Origin of the sequence: Flavobacterium sp. F52 (assembly GCF_000278705.1) — a bacterium.
In the GTDB taxonomy this organism is placed as follows: domain Bacteria; phylum Bacteroidota; class Bacteroidia; order Flavobacteriales; family Flavobacteriaceae; genus Flavobacterium; species Flavobacterium anhuiense.
In genome coordinates, this window is record NZ_AKZQ01000027.1 from 83,728 (window position 1) to 102,644 (window position 18,917).

Genomic DNA, 18,917 nt, shown 5'->3' on the forward strand with positions numbered 1-18,917 from the left:
AATGGAAATTAGTATTATAATAATCTGTTTAATACTAGCCGCCTTTTTTTCTGGGATGGAAATCGCTTTTACATCCGCCAACAAAATTTATCTCGAAATTGAAAAGAAGCAAGACGATTTTTTGTCTCGAATCTTAACAAAACTGACCGAAAATCCATCTAAGTTTATTGCGGCCATGCTTATAGGCAATAATGTGGCTTTGGTGATTTACGGTTTTTTTATGGGCGATCTGATTTTAGGTTGGATGGCTTATTTTGGTCTAGTTTTTTCTGATTGGTGGAATATTCTTATCCAAACACTACTTGCAGCATTTGTAGTTTTGCTGACTTCAGAATTTTTTCCGAAGGTGTTTTTTCAGATTTATGCCAATTCTTTAATTAAAATTCTGGCACTTCCCGCTTATTTATTTTACCGATTATTCTATTACATCTCTACATTTTTTATTTGGATCGCAGATTTTGTGCTAAGTAAATTTTTTAGAACAGAAGGAAATCAAATCCATTTGTTTAGCCGTATTGAGCTGGGAAATTATATTACAGAACAAATGAGTACAGTTGAAGAAGATGAAGAGGTGGACTCTGAAATCCAGATTTTTCAGAATGCTTTAGAATTTTCAAATGTAAAGGCGCGCGATATTATGACGCCTCGAACAGAAATTGTAGATATAGATTTGTTTGATACAGTCGAAGATCTGAAGGCTTTGTTTATAGAAACAGGATATTCTAAAATTATTATTAGCCAAAATTCATTAGACGACATTGTAGGCTATGTTCATTCCTTTGATCTGTTTAAAAAACCATCAACGATAAAATCGGTTTTGATGACTGTCGAATTTGTTCCTGAAACAATTTTGATCAAAGATGTATTGAATTTATTGATCAAAAAACGAAAAAACGTTGCAGTAGTTTTGGATGAATATGGAGGAACTTCTGGAATTGTTACCATTGAAGATATTGTAGAAGAACTTTTTGGCGAAATCGAAGACGAGCATGATTTAGACGAAGAATTAATTGAAGAAGAAATAGAAGAGGGCAAATATTTGTTTTCAACCCGATTGGATGTTGAATACTTGAATGAAACCTATAAATTAATGATTCCCGAAGAAGATTCGTATGGCACATTAGGAGGTTTCATTGTCAATCATACTAAAGAAATCCCACAAAAAGGGGATAAGATTGTAATAGATAAGTTTCATTTTTCTATTGTAGAGGCTTCAAATAAGAAAATAGAACTAGTCAAATTGACAATTAAAGAGTGATTTTTTAAATTAATGAAAAAAAATGTTGAAAATAAAACGCTAGTTGTATTGTTATTAACTAGATAATTGTATTTTCGCAAACTGAATATAAAATTAACGATAATAAAATGGCAGTTTTAGCAAAAATTAGACAGCGTTCCGCTTTATTGATAGGAGTTATTGCACTTGCATTATTTGCATTTATAATACAAGATCTATTCACAAGAGGAACATTTGGTCAAAGTTCAAAAGATGTAGGAAGCATCGATGGAAAAGATATTTCATTTGAAGACTTTAGAGTTAAAGTTAGTAATGTTGAAAAAAGTGGGCAAGGTATAACTTCCACTGAAGCTGCAAACAGAGTTTGGGATCAAGAAGTTTCAATCGCTTTATTGTCATCGCAATTTGATAAATTAGGATTGAGAGTTGGTGAAAAACACATTTTAGAGGTTTTAAAATCAGATCCAAATATTGGTAAAAACCCAATGTTCTTAAACGCAGCAGGAATTTTTGATGTTGTTAAGTTCAAAGATTATTTTAAATCAAACCCAGAAGCAGCACAATATATTGCTCAAAAAGAGAAAGATGCTGAATTGAACGCAAAATTTCAAATCTATAATACTTTAATTAAATCAGGACTTTACGCAACTGCTAGTGAAGGAAAATTAAAGTATGAAATGGAAACTAACAAAGTAAGTTTTGCTTTTGCTGCAGCTCCTTATTCTTCTATTAAAGATAGTGAAGTAAAAATCTCTGACGATGAGATTGTTGCTTACATGAAGAAAAACGAGAAAAAATTCAAAGCAGATGCAACTCGCGAAATTCAATACGTTTTAGTTGAAGACAAAGCTTCTAAAGAAGATGAGGCTGAAATTAAAGCTAAATTAACTGCATTATTATCAGGAAGTGTTGTTTATAATGCAAAAACTGGTAAAAATGATACATTGCCAGGATTTAAAAACGCTACAAACATTGCTGAATTTGTAAATGCAAATTCTGATGTTCCTTACGATTCTACTTATGTTCCTAAAAATGCATTGCCAGCTGTTGATGCTGACAAATTATTCAGCTTGCCTGCTGGAGCAATCTACGGACCATATGTTTACGGAAGATACTATGCAATTTCTAAATCTCAAGGATTTAAAGCTGGTGTTAATGCAAAAGCTAGCCATATTTTAATTGGTTATGAAGGATCTCAAACTCCAAACCCAAAAGAAAAAAGAACTAAAGAAGAAGCTAAAGCTAAAGCTGAAGAAATTTTAGCACAAGTTCAAGCTAATCCAGATAGTTTTATGATGTTGGCTTTCACAAGTTCTGATGATTCATCTGCTCAGCAAGGTGGTGATTTAGGATATTTTGGGCCAAACCAAATGGTAAAACCTTTCAATGATTTTGTATTCAGCAACGGAATTGGTAAAGTTGGTTTAGTTGAAACTCCTTTCGGATTTCACATTATCAAAATTACAGACAAACAAGACGGAATTCGTTTAGCGACAATTGCTCAAAAAATCGAGCCATCTGAAGCTACTTCTGATAAAGTATTTACATTAGCAACTAAATTTGAAATGGATGCTGCTGAGAAAGACTTCAATGCTGCAGCAAAAGAATTAGGTTTAAAAGTTGCTCAGCCAGTTAATGCAAAAGCTATGGATGAAGCGTTTGGACCATTAGGAAACCAACGTAACATTGTAAGATGGGCTTTTGATAAAGAAACAGATAAAGGAGATGTAAAACGTTTTGAAATTGCAAACGTAGGGCACGTTATCGCACAATATAAAGGTGAAAACAAATCTGGTTTAGTTTCTGTTGATATGGCAAGACCTTATGTAGAGCCAATCTTGAAAAATAAGAAAAAGGCTGAATTGTTAAAAGCTAAAATGCAAGGTTCAAGCCTTGAGGCTATCGCTAAAGCAGCAGGAGTTGCTGTTCAGCAAGCTACTGATGTAACTCTAGATAATCCAGTTTTACCTGGAGGAGTTGGACAAGAGCCAAGAGTGGTAGGTAATGCATTTGCTTTAACAGCAAACAAAATCTCTGCTCCAATTGAAGGAAATACAGGTGTGTATGTAGTTAAAAACATTAAAACTGTAAAAGCTCCTGCAATTGCTAATCATGCTGCTTATGTAGAGAAAGTAAAAGCTCAAAGCGCATCTGATGTGAACAGAGTATTGCCAGCTTTGAAAAACAACGCTAAAATTGAAGATAACAGATTACAATTTAATTACTAATTAAACAGTAATCAAGCTTATAAAGGCCCGAAACGCTTTAAGTGTTTCGGGTTTTTCTTTTTAGAATCTAGCAGTAATTATATTTTGTAATTTTTACTGTTAATTTTCTGAAAGTATATAGGAATTATCGAAATTTAATTTAAAAAACTTGTGATTTTCAAAATATTACAGTTAATTTGCTCGATTTTTAACTTTAACATATTTTTGGCTTTTGCCACACAATAAAATAAATTATCCAATAAACAAAAAGCTTAATAATAAATCATTTAATGTTTTTTACTTTTAAATTTTTTAGAAGGAAGCCAAGAGTATATACCAAAATAGAAAGTCATATTTATGGTATTATTACAGAGCTTTTAAAAGTGAGCAGCACCGACATCAATGTTGATGAATTGGGTGGAAAGTATTATTTGAGTAACGAAGAACAGCATTTTAAAGTTACTATTTTGAGTAATGATTATGTAATCAGGCTAACCAATACGCATGATTCTGTAGCTGAAAAATACGATAAGGTTTTTGTTGAAGATGTGCTAAAAGCCGTAAAAGAAGAAAAACACCGACGTATGGAAGTGGTTTACGATTCGATTACCAACAGCATCGAAAAAATGGCAGAGCGCTTGCATAATAGGCTTATAGAATCAAACGAGCAGGAAAGCAAATCGGTTCGTCGTTTGGAAACAAAACACGTTAAAACTAAAAAAGCAAATTATTAGTTGTATTTGCTTTATAGAATCATTTCTTCATAAGTCAAAATGGTCTCATATCCTTTATTAAAGAAATATTCTTTCGGATTTTCTTTAGAAACCACTAGAATAAAATCTCCGCCCCAAGCTCCAAGACTCTTTATTACGCCATTGAAATCTGGAAAAACAGCCTCTTTTATAGTCTGCATTTCTAAAACATTACTCAAATGAATTTCGTGTTTCTGTATCGCAGCGGCAAACTCTTTTAATGTTTTGGCATGAAGTATCGCGTTTGTGATTTTGTTGTTTTGAGCGACACTTTCTGATAAATGGCTATTTTTATGATTGTTGTATGAATATATAGCAGCTTTGCTGTTTTGTTTTTTATTCAGATAAACAAAATAAAGATGTTCTTTAAAATCGGGATTAAATTCAACTTGCTGTACAAAATTATCTTTTATTCGGTATAAAACTGGAGTGTTGTTTTGTGCGCATGCAATATCGTAACCGCTTCCACCAAAACTGTTTTTCAATAAAGTATAGGCGTTAATTCCGGCCCATTGGGCAATGTTATTGATAAGAGTGGAAGAAGTTCCTAATCCCCAATTTCTTGGAAAACTTAAGTGCGTGCTTACCTTATATCCACTAGCATTATCAATAAATTTTGGATTTAAAATATAAGCTTCATGCAGAATATTGACTAGAGTTGATTTTACGCTATCAATTTGCGGATCTGAACCTTTTATAATTTCATCAAACGAGATTGTTTCTTCAAACCATAAGTGTTTGTCGTAATCATAACTTTTCCATTCGATCTGTTTGTTGTCTAAATCTTCAATGACCAAATCTTGGCCAAATTTTGTAGGCAATGCAAAAGCATCTGCTCCGTCTAAAACGAGATATTCACCAGCGATAAAAAGTTTTCCGTTACTATAAAAGGTTGTAGGCATACTTGTTTTTTATTATAAATTCCAAATCTGAAATTCCAAATTCCAAGAACTAACATTGGAATTTGGAATTTAAAATATTGGATTTTCTTAACTAGGTTATTTTCTTAAATTCTCAATAAATTCTACCACAGCGCTATGAGAAACGGCTGTTTTTTTGAAGTGCGTTTTAATTAAATGACGCTCTTCATCGGTAGCTTCAAATTGATTGATGATATTATTAAGGTGCATTTTCATATGCCCTTCCTGAATTCCTGTTGTGGTTAAGGAACGTAATGCAGCAAAATTTTGTGCCAATCCTGCCACGGCTACGATTTCCATTAATTCTGGAGCAGAAGGTTTTTCTAAAATTTCAAGACACAATTTTACTAAAGGATGCAAAGAGGTTAAGCCTCCAACAGTACCAACGGCTAAAGGAATTTCAAGCCAAAAAGTGAAAATTCCGTTTTCAATTTTGGCATGTGATAAACTTGCGTATTGTCCATTTTTGGAAGCATAAGCATGTACGCCAGCTTCTACAGCTCTAAAATCATTTCCTGTTGCCAAAATAACAGCATCTACACCATTCATAATGCCTTTATTATGTGTAACCGCTCTAAAAGGTTCGACTTCTGCGATCTGCACAGCTTGAACAAAACGTTCTGCAAATTCTTGCGGATTGATAATATGTTTTTCTGCTAAATCTTCTATTGGGCAAGAAACTTCGGCTCTAACAAGACAGTGCGGTACATAGTTAGAGAGAATGCTCATAATAACTTCCAGCTTTTCACCATTTTGGCATAAGTCAGAATTCTGAGCTTCTTCTTTTAAAGTAGAAGCAAACTGCTCCAAACAAGAATTGATAAAATTGGCTCCCATGCTGTCTTTGGTTTCAAAAGTAGCATGAAGCTGATAGTAATTTTCTAGTAAACTTCTTTTGTCTTTTAATTTAATATCAAGAATACCACCACCACGCTGCTGCATATTTTTGGTTATGCTTTGCGTTTCTGAGAAGAATTTAGGTCTTATCTGTTCAAAAAAGTTGTTCAGTTTTTCTGCGTTTCCGCTATAAGTAAAATGAACCTGGCCTATTTTTTCGGTATCTATAATTGTGGCTTTAAAACCGCCTCTTGTAGACCAGTATTTTGCTGCTTTAGAAGCTGCTGCAACCACAGAACTTTCTTCTATTGCCATCGGAATCGTTTTGTGTTTTCCGTTGATCAAAAAGTTAGGAGCAACTCCAAGCGGGATATAAAGATTTGTGATCGTATTTTCTATAAATTCATCATGAAGCTGCTGAATCTTTTCATCTGAATTCCAGTAATTTCTTATAATATTTTGTGCCTCTTCTGGATTTGAAAAGTATTCATTTGCAATCCAGTCAATTTTTTCTTTTTTGGATAATTTAGAAAATCCGGCAACAGCGTTGTTCATTCTCAATGTATTAAATAATATTGTTGCGGCAAAGATACTATTTTAAGAGTTTTGATTGCAATCTATTTCAGACATGAAAGTGCGCAATCGTTATTTTTTTTAACATTTAACACTTAAAATGTGTATTATGTTTATTTTTTTTACTAAAATTGGGCTCTTTTTATATTTAAAATAATTCTAATGAATACAAGTAAATTTACTGCAGTATTTTTATTTTTAACTGCGGTTGTTTTTGGACAGCAGAAAATAACTGTCGAAAATGTTTTTAGCGGTACTTTCCGGGCTAAAGGAATGGATGAACTGCAATCGCTGAAAAATACAAATCAATATACTGTTTTAAATGTTGACCAGGCGAGCAGAAGTATGCAGATTGATTTATACGATTTTGCAACCCTGAAAAAAGTATCGAATCTTATTGATACTAAAAACTATAAAGAACTTGTCGACGGAATTGATAGCTATACCTTTGATGCTTCTGAAAAAAAGATCTTAATTGCTTGTAATTCTTCTAAAATCTTCCGTCACTCCTTTACTGCTGATTACTACCTTTACGATATCGCAGCAAAATCTCTGATTAAACTTGTTGATTTCCAAATTCAAGAGCCAACTTTCTCACCTGACGGAACTAAAATCGCTTATGCAAGAGAAAACAACTTGTATGTGTACGATGTAGCTTCAAAAAAATCTACGGCGATTACAACAGACGGAAAGAAAAATGCGGTTATAAATGGTATAACTGATTGGGTTTACGAAGAAGAATTTGCTTTTGTGCGTGCATTCGACTGGAGTAAAGACAGTAAAAAAGTAGCGTATATTCGTTTTGACGAAAGCCAAGTTCCTGAGTTTTCAATGTCAATCTTCCATAAAGATTTATACCCTAAAATTGAAACTTTTAAATATCCTAAAGCAGGTGAAAAAAACTCAGAAGTTTCATTGCATATCTATGATGTCGCTGTTGGAGCAACTAAAAAAGTAGATTTAGGGAAATATAATGATTTCTACATTGCAAGAATGCAATGGACAAATGATGCAAATGTACTTTCTGCACAGGTTTTAAACCGTCATCAAGATAATTTAGATTTATTGTTTGTTGATGGTAATACAGCGACTGCAAAAGTAGTTTTAAATGAAAAAGATAAAGCTTACGTTGATATTACTGATAACTTGACTTTCTTAAAAGATAACAGTTTTATCTGGACAAGCGAAAAAGATGGTTTTAATCATATTTATGTGTATGATAAAAACGGAAAACTTAAAAATCAAGTTACAAAAGGAAACTGGGAAGTGGTTTCATACTACGGTTTCGACGAAAAAACAAAAACTATTTTCTACCAATCTACAGAAAATGGTTCTATCAACAGAGATCTTTACAGAATTGGTTTAGATGGAAAAAATAAAGTGCGTTTGTCTTCAAAAACAGGAACAAGTGCAGCGACTTTCAGTCCGAATTTCCAATATTTTATTACAACTTTCTCAAGTAATACACAGCCTACAACTTATACTTTAAACGAGGCTAAAACAGGAAAAGAAATTCAGGTTATCGAAAATAATCAGGCGCTTGCTGATAAATTGAAAGCGTATGATCTTCCTTCAAAAGAATACTTTGTTTTAAAAACAGCTAAAGGAAACGAATTGAATGCATGGATTTTAAAACCAAAAGATTTTGATCCTTCAAAAAAATATCCTGTTTTCATGTTCCAATACTCTGGTCCAGGATCTCAACAGGTAGCTAACCAGTGGAATAATTCTAATGATTATTGGTTCGCTTCATTAACTCAGCAAGGTTACATTGTAGCTTGTGTTGACGGAAGAGGAACAGGTTACAAAGGAGCCGATTTCAAAAAAGTAACTCAAAAAGAATTAGGAAAATACGAAGTTGAAGACCAGATTGATGCGGCAAAAGTAATAGGTGCTTATCCTTATGTGGATGCTTCAAGAATCGGAATCTTCGGATGGAGCTATGGTGGATTTATGGCTTCGAACTGTATTTTCCAAGGAAACGATGTTTTCAAAATGGCAATTGCTGTTGCGCCAGTTACAAACTGGAGATTTTATGACAGTGTTTACACAGAAAGATATATGCAGACTCCGCAGGAAAATGCAAGCGGATACGATCAAAACTCTCCTATAAATCACGTTGGTAAATTGAAAGGAAAGTTCTTATTGATTCATGGTTCTGCAGATGACAATGTTCATGTTCAGAATACAATGCAGATGATGGAAGCTTTAATTCAGGCAAATAAACAATTTGATTCTCAAATTTATCCAGATAAAGATCATGGTATTTATGGCGGAAAAACGAGAGTTCAGCTTTATACCAAAATGACCAACTTTATTAAAGAAAATTTATAATCTAAAAACATTAAACCTAATTAAATAGAATAGTATGGGAGAAACTCAAGTAAAAACAGCGCATCCAAAAGGTCTTTGGGTATTATTTGGAACGGAGATGTGGGAGCGATTCAATTTTTATGGAATGCGCGCTTTATTGACCTTATTTCTTGTGAATTCATTATTGATGAAGGAAGAAGAAGCATCATTAATTTATGGAGGTTTTCTTGGACTTTGTTATTTGACACCAATGTTGGGCGGTTTTGTTGCTGACCGTTACTTAGGAAACAGAAATTGTATCCTATTAGGAGGATTATTAATGGCGATAGGGCAAATGCTTTTGTTCACCAGCGGAAGTGTTTTCGAATCTAATTTAGGCTTGGCAAAAATCATCATGTACTCTGCGTTAGGAGTAATTGTTTTTGGTAACGGATTCTTTAAACCAAATATTTCTAGTATGGTTGGAAGTTTGTATCCAAAACAAGAAAAAACAAAATTAGATAGTGCTTTCACGATTTTCTATATGGGAATTAACATTGGAGCATTTTTAGGTCAGTCTATCTGTCCTTTATTAGGAGATGTTAAAGATGCAGGAGGAATTAGAGATATCCATGCTTTCAGATGGGGATTCATGGCGGCTTCTGTGGCTATGTTATTAGGTACAATTCTTTTTTACTTCTTAAAAAATAAATATGTGGTTTCTCCAGAAGGAAAACCATTAGGAGGGCTTCCTTCTAAAAATGATGCTTCGGATTTTGAAGAAGGAGAAGCGCAAAAAGCAAACTTTTCTACAAAAGCTCTTATTGGTGCAGGAATTGCATTTGTTGCTTTAGGATTCTTTTTCCATTACGTTGTAGGTCAGAACTTGATTTATACTTTGATTTATTCAAGTGGTTTGGCTTTAGCAGGATTAATTATTTCTGACACCTCTTTAACTAAAGTTGAAAGAGATAGAATTATTGTAATTTATATCGTGTCGTTCTTTATTATTTTCTTTTGGGCGGCATTTGAGCAAGCAGGTTCATCATTAACTTTTATTGCAGATAACCAAACAGACAGACATTTCTTTGGCTGGGCAATGCCGCCATCGATGGTTCAAATTTTTAACGGAATGTTTGTTGTGGTTTTAGCAGTTCCTTTCAGTGTTCTTTGGGATACTTTAAGAGCTAAAGGAAAAGAGCCAATTTCTCCAGTAAAATTAGCAGCGGGATTAGTAATCATCTCTATCAGTTTCTTTATGATTGCAACTCAGGTTTCTTATATCGGAACTTCAGGGCTTTTATTAGTTAAATGGCTTATCTTATTATATTTCTTAAATACATGTGCTGAATTGTGTTTATCTCCAATTGGTTTATCATTGGTAGGTAAATTATCTCCAAAACGTTTTGCATCATTATTATATGGAGTATTCTTTTTGTCTAATGCGTCTGGATATGCGTTAGGAGGAACTTTAGGTTCTATTTTACCAGCAACTGGTGATAAATTTGCAAAAGCAAAAGAACTTGGAATAGATCTTCAGGCAGTTTTAGATAAAAAAATAACGCTTTCAGCAGACCAATTGGCTTTATTGGATCATCATCAGATTAGTGCGCAAAATCCAATATTTGCAGGATTTGAAATCCATAATTTATATGAATTCTTTATGGTATTTGTTGTCTTGACTGGTATTGCAGCGATTTTATTGTTTGCTTTAACACCACTATTGAAGAAATTAATGCACGGTGTTAGATAATTAGAATGGAAAACAATATTACTTTAGAAGAAATTCAAAATTTTAAAGGCAAGTACCCAAAGCAATTGTGGTACTTGTTTTTGGTTGAAATGTGGGAACGTTTCTGTTTCTACGGAATGAGAGGGGTTTTAGCAGTTTTCATGGTAGATCAATTAGGTTTGGTTGAAGGGAAAGCAAATTTGCAATATGGGGCGATTCAGGCTTTTGTATATGCATTTACTTTTATCGGTGGAATTTTTGCTGATAAAATTTTAGGGTTTAAAAAATCACTTCTTTTTGGAGGAATCGTGATGATTTTGGGAAATTTGCTTATTGCGGCAAATCCACATGATTTCTTTTATTACGGAATAACACTTTCTATTATTGGAACCGGTTTTTTTAAACCAAACGTTTCTTCAATGGTAGGCGAATTGTATCATGAGAGCGACGGTCGTCGTGACGCAGGTTACGGACTGTTTTATGCAGGAATTAATATTGGAGGAATGCTTGGAGGAGCGATTCCTATTTATTTAGGGAAAAACTATTCTTGGAGTCTTTGCTTCCTTTCTGCAGCAATTGTTATGATAATTGGAGTTGTAACTTTTCTTTTAACGAAAAAGCACTTAGCGCCGATTGGAAATTCCCCATTAGAAAATCGGACATCTAAAAAACGTAATCTTTCTGAAATAGCCGTTTATGTAGGTTCTTTTGCTGTAATTCCATTAGTGTATATAATGGTTATTAATTCTGATTTTACAGAGTATTTTATGTATACGATCGGGGTGCTGGCATTGGGATATTTTTTGTATGAATTGATAATGATAAAAGAGAGAAAGCAACAACTTAAGTTTTTTGCTGCCTTTATCTTTATTTTTGCATATTTTATGTTTATGGCAATCTCTGAACAGTCAGGAGGTTCATTGTCGTTATTTGCGAAAGATAATTTGACCAATAAATTATTGTTCTTTAATATCGATCCGAATGTGGTAAATAATAGTATAAATTCATTGTATGTTATTATTTTTAGCCCATTATTAGGATTTTTGTGGATCTATATGTCTAAACGAAAAATAGAGCCTAATACCGTTATTAAATTTGGTTTGTCATTTATTTTATTGGCGGCAGGTTTCTTTATTTTTTATGCTGCTCGATATTTTGTAAACCAAGACGGATTAAGTTCGTTGGATGTATTTGCTTTAGGATATCTTTTGTATACACTGGGGGAATTATGTATTGGTCCAATCGGAATGTCTGTGATAACAAAATTATCGCCTAAAAGATTGTTCGGAATGATGATGGGATTATGGTTTCTTTCAAGTGCATTTGGCCAATTTGCTGCAGGAAAATTAGGAGCTGAAATGTCTGATGCCAACACTGGAACTACATTAATGTCTAAACTTATTGCTTACACGGATGGATATTATCAATTAGCTTTATATGCACTTGTTGCTGGGATTGCATTTATTGTGCTAACTCCGTTGATTAGAAAATTAATGCAAGAAGTTAAATAATTATATTGTAATTAGTTTTTGCATAAATTTGTATAAAATTTCTCATTATGAAAAAAATAGTACTTATTGCTTTGTTTTTAATTGGTGCTGCAAATCTTCAGGCACAAGAATTAAAATGGTATACAGATGTTAGAGAAGCAATTACTGTAAGTAATAAAGAACAAAAGCCAATGTTGATGTTTTTTACTGGTAGTGATTGGTGCGGATGGTGTATTCGTTTGCAAAATGAAGTTTTAAAGACAGCAGAATTTAAAAAATGGGCAACAGATAATGTTGTTTTAGTTGAGTTGGATTATCCTAGATCTGTTCCTCAGACACCAGAACTTAAAAGCCAGAATAATGAATTGCAGCAAGCTTTTGGGATTCAAGGTTTTCCAACTATATTCTTTACTAGTGCAGAAACCAAAGATGGTAGAGTTAACTTTAAAGGTCTTGGTAAAACAGGATATGTGGCCGGCGGACCATCAGCTTGGTTAACTGTTGCAGAAGGAATAGTGCATCCGAAGAAAATGTAAATTTTAATTTGAAAAATAATGAAAGGTCTCTTACTCTGTAAGGGACCTTTTTTATTTAGTAGGAAAAACGCTTTGTAAAGTTGCTTTAAATTGAGTATTTATTATTTTATTGTATGTAAAAAAACATATAATATATTTTTTATATTAATATAATTTGGATAATTAAAATATAATGTTAATTTCGTCTTGCTAATCTAACCAAAAACCAATTTATATGACTAAAAAACTACTTGCCCTAGTGTTTTTTATAGGTTCATTTATGATGCAAGCACAAAATTTAGCATGGAGAACAAACATGACAGATGCTATTGCTATAAGTAATGAACAGAAAAAACCAATGCTGATTTTATTCACTGCCTCAGGTGTAGCAGAAAATCTTCAAAACGAAATCTTTAAAACACCCGATTTTGCTGTTTGGTCACGAGACAATGTGGTCTTAGTAAAATTAGATTTATCTGATATGAACGCTTCAGATAGTGATCGTGAACAGAATGTAAAATTGAAAAATGCATTTGGAGTTCAGGATCTTCCTGAAGTATGTTTTGCAATGGCATCAGTAAGAAAAAACAAAACTACATTTAGCGCTTTAGGAAAAATAGCCTACAAACCTGGAGGAGCGAAAGCTTGGATTGCAGAATCAAATGCAATTTTGCATCCAGTAGAATAGTAAACGATTTCATTCGACTTTTATTTTAATTTTTTTTAGTCCCCTTTCTGTTTTACAGAGAGGGGATTTTTTTTTCTAAATCGAAACAGAGAATTTGATTATTTTTATTAGTGTTTATTTAACATTTATTAAAAAATGAGCCATTTATTGTTAATTTGATTTTAATGCTTATAACTTGGTTTTTAATTCATTAAAAATTTTTATTGAATTCTTTTTTTGTGTTATTTTAGTTTTATTAACATAACCAAACCCTAAATTATATGCCTAAAAAATTACTCATCCTACTACTATTTTTAAGTCCATTTTGTATGAATTCTCAAAATATAATTTGGAAAACCGACATTAATGATGCTGTAGCCGTAAGTGCAGAAAAAAGAAAACCGTTATTAATTTTTTTTACTGCTCAAGGCGTAAGTCCTCAACTTCAAAATGAAATTTTTGCTACCCGAGATTTTGAAGAATGGTCGCGAAATGTCATATTGGTAAAACTAGACCTTTCAGATTCTTCAGCTTCTGATGCTGTTAAAGAACAAAATCTAATGTTGAAGAATGCTTTCGGTATAGAAGATATTCCTCAAGTGTGCTTTTCTGAGGTAACGGTCAGAAAAGGAAAGACAAACTTTAATAAGTTAGGACTTATTGGCTATACAGGGTCTGGCGTTAAAAGTTGGATTTCTGAATCCAATTCAATTTTAAATCCAGAATAAAATTATAATTGATAGTATCCCTTTTCTTTTGTTGAATGAAAAGGGATATTTTTTTTAAGACAGCTATTTTTCCAATATTTCTGAATTGAATTGGAATTTGAACCATCAGCTATCACGATTTTTGGATGAATATGCAGTAACAGTCGATCTAGATTTATTCTCGAGGTTTGGGTAATAATTAGAATGTCTGGCTGAATTTTTTCTGAAAAAGCTTTAGTACTATCAATTATTAAAATTTTAGTATTTTTAAAGTAAAGCACATTTTTAATTTCTTTGATTTTAGACAAACTGATTGAATTTCCAACGAGATAAGAATTTATATTTCTTTTATTCATGTTTTTATCGATAGTATCTCTACTATAGAGTACTATGTTTCTTCCTAAGCGCTCAGAAATAAGCGTGTTGTTTTTTTCATTGTAAACGATTAACTCCTCTTCGGTTTCAGTTTCGGCCTTAGTAAAAATGAAAGCAAGTTGGATTGAGATAATTGAAGCAAGCACTAAAGTCAATTTGTTAAAGCTTGGTTTTTTAATCCAGACTACCGTACAAATTATGAAGAATGAGAATGCCCACAAGTGATATAAATTAAAGCTGATGTCTCGAATAACAAATGAATCGACAGAAGCAACTGCATGAATCATGAAATTTAGTAAATAAATGCTTTTTTCAAAAATCATTATCATGAATAATGGCGGGCTTGTAAAAATAGCGATAATCATAACTATAATTCCTGCAATCATAATGAATGATAAGACAGGTAATATAATAATGTTTGTGACAAAAAATAAACCTGGAAATTGATGGAAATAGTAAAGGCATAAAGGCAAAGTGCCAATTTGTGCAGCAAAAGAAACGGTGAGAGCTTCCCAAATGTAAACGATTATCTTGTATTTCGGTTTATAGATGTTTTTTAAAATGGGATGTAGCCAAAGTATGAAAAATAATGCGATGTAACTTAATTGAAAACCGACATCAAATAAGAAATAGGGTTCAAAAAGTAAAATCAATAAAATAGAAACTAGTAAAGTATGATAGATATTGCCGTTTCGGCGTAAATGACTTCCAATTGCAACAAAAGAGAACATAACTACGGATCTCAAAACGGAAGGAGATAAACCGGAAATTATGGCAAAACCTGCTAAAGAAATTAGAATTGAAGCCAGTTTTAAAAAAGAGCCTTTTCTTGTGTTGGGAATAGGTTTTAAAATGAAAGTGATGAAAAGCATTATAAAGCCCACATGAAGCCCCGAAACAGATAAAATATGCGTAGCTCCAGAATATTGATAATCTTGGATAATATCTTGTGAAATCTCTTGCTGCTGCCCTAAAATTAAAGCCAAAGCAACATTCATTTCAGCTGTATTAAATTTTGATTTTTCAAGATTGGAAATTATTCTGGAATGCAATTGTGCGCAATAATACCATATGTCTTTTTGAACCGTTTTGCTGACCAAAATTTCTTTTTTCTGGCAATAAATCTGCGCATAGATTTGTTTGTCTGCTAAATATTTGCTGTAATCAAACTGATTCGGATTTTTACTGGGTTTGTTTTGCTTTAAAATGGTTTGAATTTTAATGCTATTCCCTACAATTAATGGGTTTTGAATGCTGTCTTTCTGAACGTTTACAATTATTTTTCCCGAATAAGCTTTTCCTGATATTGTTTTCACAAGACCAATGTAACGATCGCTATAATCGTTGCTCTTTAATTTTTCTCTTAAAATTAATGTGATAAATTCGGGATTTTTGAAAGCTATTTTACAATGCGTGTAATTGCTTTTTTGAAGACTTTGTGTGTGGCATAAAAGTGTCAATGCCCCAATAAAGAAAGACAAAACATAACAGGTGGTTCCAAATAAAATAGATTTCTTATTATGCTTTAAATTCCAAAAGAAGGCGCCGCAAAATGCTATAAAGCTAACTGAAACCCAAAAGGCAATAATCGAAATAGAAAAATGCAGGTAATAAGAAGCGATTATGCCAAGAATAAACGCAAGTGTGATTTTTACTAACGGAAAATCTAATACTTTCATGGCATAAAAGTATTAAATATTTGTAAGAAAAATAATAAATAAAATGAATTTTTAAGGAATGACTCTATTTACCTGTTCGAAAGAATTCTTGTAATAAGGCTCTTTGGTAGAAGAAATAATAACTCCTTTTGAAGTTGATGAATGCACAAATTTTACTTCATCAGAATTGGCTTCTGTGATTAATCCAACATGATTAATTTGCCTGCTTTTGTTGGTTTTAAAGAAGATTAGATCGCCTTTTCGGGCATCGTTTAACGGAATTACTTTTCCAATTTTTGCTTGCTCATAAGAACTTCTAGGAAGCTGTATATTTTCACTTTCAAATGTAGTATAAACCAATCCAGAACAATCAAATCCGTTTTTTGTAGTTCCTCCAGCTTTGTAGCGCACGCCAATATTGTCTGTTGCTTTTTCAATTAAATTATTTACCAACGATCTGTTTTCTTTTTTAGATTCATTTTTGTTTGCAACAGAAGAAGTTGATTTACAAGAAGTAAAAGCAATTGTTAAAAGCAGAAAAAGGAGTATTCTTTTCAAAATAGATTAATTAGTTTGTTTTAAATCGGCAACAATGAGTTTCGCTGTGTTCTTACTTGCACCAACTCCGCCTAATTTTTGTTCTAATATATCGTAATTTTGCAACACTTTATTGCGATAGTCAGGTTCCAATAATTTTTGGAGCTCTTCTTTAATTCGTTTTTTATTACAATCTCCCTGAATTAATTCCGTCACAACTTCCTGATCCATAATCAAATTGACAAGAGAAATATATTTTAAAGTGATAATGCGTTTTGCAATCTGATATGAAACTTCACTTCCTTTATAGCAAACAACTTCAGGAACTTTAAAAAGAGCTGTTTCAAGAGTCGCCGTTCCAGAAGTTACCAAAGCGGCTGTCGAAGAACGAAGCAAATCGTACGTTTTATTGGAAACAAATGCAATGTTTTTATTTTTTAAGAATTGCTGATAAAATTCGTATTCCTGACTTGGAGCTCCAGCAATAACAAATTCGTAATCCTGAAAATCATCAACAACGCTCAGCATTACACTCAGCATTTTGGTAATTTCTTGTTTGCGGCTTCCAGGTAAAACTGCAATGATTGGTTTTTCGCCTAGATTATTTTCTTTTCTAAATAAGGCTTCATCAAAGGCAGGCTGATTCTGAATCGCATCGATAAGCGGATGCCCAACGAAATCTACAGGGAAATGATGTTTGTCTTCGTAAAAGCTTTTCTCAAAAGGCAATATTACATACATCTTATCGACGTCTTGTTTGATGGCTTTAATTCGGTTTTCTTTCCAAGCCCAAATTTGAGGAGAAATATAATAATGTGTTTTATAGCCTAATTCCTTTGCCCATTTTGCAATACGCATATTAAAACCCGGGTAATCAATAAAAATGATCACATCTGGTTTGAACTCCGTGATGTCTTTTTTGCAGATTTTAATATTGTTTAAAATGGTTTTTAAATTGAAAACCACTTCAATAAAGCCCATAAAAGCCAAGTCGCGATAATGTTTTACCAGAGTTCCACCTGCTTTTTGCATTAAATCTCCGCCCCAAAATCTAATTTCTGCTTCGGGATCTTCAACATATAATGCCTTCATTAAATTTGAACCATGTAAATCTCCAGAGGCTTCTCCTGCAATTATGTAATACTTCATGTTGGTTTTTTTGTAAATGTGCTAAGTTGTAAATCCGCGAAAGCGCTAACCTCGCAAAGATAAGATTTAAATAACTAATGTCGAAATTGCCAATACAATCACGGCCAAAATTACACCTCGAGCCATGTATTCTTTGTTTCTTTTTAAAAGAATAGCGAATACACCAAGGTCTAAAAGTGTTCCTATGGTAATTATTTTTCCGAGATATCCGTATTCTCGAATCATTTTAAATCCTGATGAAATGTCAAATGTGGTAAAAAATGTAATGAACAGATAGCTTCCTAGAAGAGCAGTAAAAATTCCGATTAAAAAACCGATTAGTATTTCTTTAGTCATTTAATTTCCAAGTATTAAGTTGCTGAATAGAGTGGTGGGCAGTCAAGTCAAATTGTACCGGAACCACTGAAATATATCCGTTTGCTAAAGCCCATTCGTCAGTATCTTCGCCTTTGTCTTCGTTTACAAATTTGCCCGCAAGCCAGTAATAATCTTTTCCGAAGGGAGTTTGTCTTTTGTCAAATTTCTGCGCATAATAAGCTTTCGCTTGACGACAAACTTTAATTCCTTTAATTTCAGATTCTTTTAATTTTGGAAAGTTGACGTTTAAAACTACTCCTGGAGGCAGTTTATTAGCCAGAGTTTCTAAAGCAATTTTTTTCACGAAAGACTTAATTGGTTCAAAATCGGCGTTCCAATCAAAATCTAAAAGAGAAAATCCTATTGCCTGAATGCCTTCTATTCCAGCTTCGACAGCTGCACTCATGGTTCCAGAATAAATGACATTGATAGACGAATTTGATCCATGGTTGATTCCTGAAACGCATAAATCGGGTTTGCGTTTTAAGATTTCGTTTACTGCCAATTTTACACAATCTACAGGAGTTCCAGAACAGCTGTATTCTGCAATTGTGTCATCGTCTTTCGAAATTTTATCTATAAATAAGGTATTGTTGACTGTGATGGCGTGCCCCATTGCGCTTTGAGGTTTGTCTGGCGCAACAACGATGACATCGCCTATGGTTTCCATGACACTGATAAGGGCTCTAATTCCAGGAGCCAAAATACCATCATCGTTAGTTACTAATATTAGTGGTTTCTCAGCTTTCATTTAATAAATATTATGTGTAATTTTAACAATTGTAAGATTTTAAAAACAAATTTAATCACAGATTCTTCAGGATAAGTCACAAATCCTGCAAAATTTGTCAACTAAGGTAAAGAACTTTTTTGCGAATTAAACATTTTTATATCTTTAACAAAAAATTATCG

General features: G+C 32.8%; 16 protein-coding genes. 9 read left to right on the forward strand and 7 right to left on the reverse strand.

The genetic code is table 11. From position 1 onward, the window contains the following. Position 1: 1 nt before the first annotated feature. The 3 genes from FF52_RS13975 (at position 2) to FF52_RS13985 (ending at position 4,178) form a co-directional block, all read left to right on the forward strand. Positions 2-1,258: a hemolysin family protein gene (locus tag FF52_RS13975; RefSeq protein WP_008466469.1), complete on the forward strand. Its 1,257-nt coding sequence runs from the start codon at positions 2-4 to the stop codon at positions 1,256-1,258. 107 nt (positions 1,259-1,365) lie between these two features. Further along, positions 1,366-3,465, forward strand: a complete 2,100-nt coding sequence (locus FF52_RS13980) for a peptidylprolyl isomerase (protein ID WP_008466470.1) — start codon at positions 1,366-1,368, stop codon at positions 3,463-3,465. A 269-nt stretch (positions 3,466-3,734) separates the two neighbouring features. Continuing rightward, positions 3,735-4,178, forward strand: coding sequence for a hypothetical protein (locus FF52_RS13985; RefSeq protein WP_008466471.1), 444 nt, complete (start codon positions 3,735-3,737; stop codon positions 4,176-4,178). Positions 4,179-4,189: 11 nt separating this feature from the next. Here the strand turns inward: FF52_RS13985 and FF52_RS13990 are convergent, their stop codons facing one another. Continuing rightward, entirely contained in the window at positions 4,190-5,098 is a 909-nt protein-coding gene (locus tag FF52_RS13990; RefSeq protein WP_008466472.1) for a GYDIA family GHMP kinase, read from the reverse strand. A 96-nt stretch (positions 5,099-5,194) separates the two neighbouring features. Beyond that, on the reverse strand, positions 5,195-6,508 hold the full coding sequence (locus tag FF52_RS13995; protein ID WP_008466473.1) for a hydroxymethylglutaryl-CoA reductase, degradative: 1,314 nt from the start codon (positions 6,506-6,508) through the stop codon (positions 5,195-5,197). Between the two features lie 180 nt (positions 6,509-6,688). Here FF52_RS13995 and FF52_RS14000 point away from each other — a divergent pair, with 180 nt between their 5' ends. The 6 genes from FF52_RS14000 (at position 6,689) to FF52_RS14025 (ending at position 13,950) form a co-directional block, all read left to right on the forward strand. After that, positions 6,689-8,860: a S9 family peptidase gene (locus FF52_RS14000; protein WP_008466474.1), complete on the forward strand. Its 2,172-nt coding sequence runs from the start codon at positions 6,689-6,691 to the stop codon at positions 8,858-8,860. A gap of 34 nt (positions 8,861-8,894) precedes the next feature. Then, the gene (locus FF52_RS14005) at positions 8,895-10,571 is read left to right on the forward strand and encodes a peptide MFS transporter (protein ID WP_008466475.1); all 1,677 of its coding nucleotides are present in this window, start codon (positions 8,895-8,897) and stop codon (positions 10,569-10,571) included. Positions 10,572-10,576: 5 nt separating this feature from the next. Then, entirely contained in the window at positions 10,577-12,061 is a 1,485-nt protein-coding gene (locus FF52_RS14010) for a peptide MFS transporter (protein ID WP_008466476.1), read from the forward strand. 47 nt (positions 12,062-12,108) lie between these two features. Continuing rightward, positions 12,109-12,576 carry a thioredoxin family protein gene (locus FF52_RS14015; RefSeq protein WP_008466477.1) on the forward strand — a complete coding sequence of 156 codons (468 nt, stop codon included), beginning with the start codon at positions 12,109-12,111 and terminating at the stop codon, positions 12,574-12,576. A 214-nt stretch (positions 12,577-12,790) separates the two neighbouring features. Beyond that, positions 12,791-13,243 carry a hypothetical protein gene (locus tag FF52_RS14020; RefSeq protein ID WP_008466479.1) on the forward strand — a complete coding sequence of 151 codons (453 nt, stop codon included), beginning with the start codon at positions 12,791-12,793 and terminating at the stop codon, positions 13,241-13,243. A 260-nt stretch (positions 13,244-13,503) separates the two neighbouring features. Further along, a complete protein-coding gene (locus tag FF52_RS14025) occupies positions 13,504-13,950 on the forward strand; it encodes a thioredoxin family protein (RefSeq protein WP_035691607.1) in 447 nt (148 codons plus the stop codon). Positions 13,951-13,952: 2 nt separating this feature from the next. On the opposite strand, the gene FF52_RS14030 is transcribed toward FF52_RS14025, so the two are convergent. From FF52_RS14030 to surE, 5 genes are all read right to left on the reverse strand, one after another. Next, the gene (locus tag FF52_RS14030) at positions 13,953-15,983 is read right to left on the reverse strand and encodes a ComEC/Rec2 family competence protein (RefSeq protein ID WP_008466481.1); all 2,031 of its coding nucleotides are present in this window, start codon (positions 15,981-15,983) and stop codon (positions 13,953-13,955) included. A gap of 51 nt (positions 15,984-16,034) precedes the next feature. Further along, the gene (locus FF52_RS14035) at positions 16,035-16,520 is read right to left on the reverse strand and encodes a C40 family peptidase (RefSeq protein WP_008466482.1); all 486 of its coding nucleotides are present in this window, start codon (positions 16,518-16,520) and stop codon (positions 16,035-16,037) included. Positions 16,521-16,526: 6 nt separating this feature from the next. Continuing rightward, positions 16,527-17,648 (reverse strand): lipid-A-disaccharide synthase, encoded by a 1,122-nt coding sequence (gene lpxB / locus FF52_RS14040; RefSeq protein ID WP_008466483.1) that lies wholly within the window; start codon positions 17,646-17,648, stop codon positions 16,527-16,529. Positions 17,649-17,714: 66 nt separating this feature from the next. Further along, on the reverse strand, positions 17,715-17,984 hold the full coding sequence (locus tag FF52_RS14045; protein ID WP_008466484.1) for a hypothetical protein: 270 nt from the start codon (positions 17,982-17,984) through the stop codon (positions 17,715-17,717). After that, complete coding sequence (gene surE, locus FF52_RS14050; protein ID WP_008466485.1) at positions 17,977-18,756, reverse strand: 5'/3'-nucleotidase SurE; 780 nt, start codon at positions 18,754-18,756, stop codon at positions 17,977-17,979. The genes FF52_RS14045 and surE overlap by 8 nt, the downstream gene beginning before the upstream one ends. Between the last annotated feature and the right edge of the window lie 161 nt (positions 18,757-18,917).